Annotated in this window: 2 protein-coding genes; both read right to left on the reverse strand. The window is 36.3% G+C overall.

The features are described from left to right. A partial coding sequence (locus tag VXQ92_RS19370; RefSeq protein ID WP_416682894.1) for an EamA family transporter occupies nt 1-386 on the reverse strand: 386 nt, incomplete at its 3' end. 108 nt (nt 387-494) lie between these two features. After that, a complete protein-coding gene (locus VXQ92_RS19375) occupies nt 495-1,082 on the reverse strand; it encodes a lipocalin family protein (RefSeq protein ID WP_000885644.1) in 588 nt (195 codons plus the stop codon). Nucleotides 1,083-1,196: the final 114 nt, after the last annotated feature.

The following is a 1,196-nucleotide window of genomic DNA, read 5'->3' on the forward strand; positions in this document are numbered from 1 at the left end:
TGAAATTTCGATATTTTCTCTCCATATAAGACACTACCCGCTAAAACCAAAACAAGCGGTAACAGGAAATATCCCAAAGAAACTTGCAAACCACGTCCATGCATAGGCCCCCATAAAAACAGCCATAACTGCACCGAAGTCAAAATGGATGTTGTAATGAGTAATAGAAGTAAAGAAGGTTTCGCTAAAATACGTTGATATATATTTTTAATATGGCTTAAATCACCACTCCACCACATAAATAAAGTTAAAAATGGCAAAGTCGCAATAATACGCCATCCGAAAGTCTGTTCACTATCAAGCTGGCCGAGTAATTGAGTATAAAAATAAAGAACACCAAAAGTTAATGATGCCATGACAGACAAAATCACGCCCTTTAACATCACTAACCTCTTTATACTTTAAGAAAAATAAAGCGATACAATACTTGATTTATCCACTATAAAAAAGAAAAAACCATGCGAAAACATGGTTTTTTCTTAAGCAGCATATATTTATTCTTTATGCTCGGTATGAATAATATCTCGAATATCAAATCCTAATGTTTTTGCATAATTTAGATATTCATCAACCACTTCTTTGTGTGGATGTGGCGTTCTAGATAAAACCCAAAGATATTTTCGGGAAGGTTCGCCTACCAAAACTGTTTGGTAATCTTCATCGAGCTTTAAAATCCAGTAGTCTCCACGAATTATCGGAATCCATCTTACAGCCTCGGGTAAAAAGCTTACCTTTAATTTCGTGTTATACGGCGGATTAACTACAAAAGCCTCACCGATAGATTGCTGTAATTGCTTTTGATTATCGTAGCAGCGGTTATCTACAACTATGTTTCCATTTTCATTTAAGGTATAGGTTGCAGATACATTGTAAGCACATTTTTTTTGGAAAAAAGCAGGTTTACGCGCGACTTCATACCACACACCTAAATAACGGTCTAATTCAACCTTATCGACTGTAGGTAGAGGCTTCTGCTGGGCATAGGCATATGTTCCGACAGCCAAGCCAGTCAGAACAATACCGCCCAATGCAATTTTTGCCAAGCGCCAACTGGCTTGCGGAACATTATTTCGAAATGCCATTGTTGCCCTCAACTCTTTGTTGTGAATACAAAATAACTCAAATATCTACAATAGCTTGTTTTTTAAACAAATCATGTAGTGTTATGTATCCATTTATTGCAACATTTGCGCTTT

The organism is Acinetobacter sp. 228, from assembly GCF_048147885.1.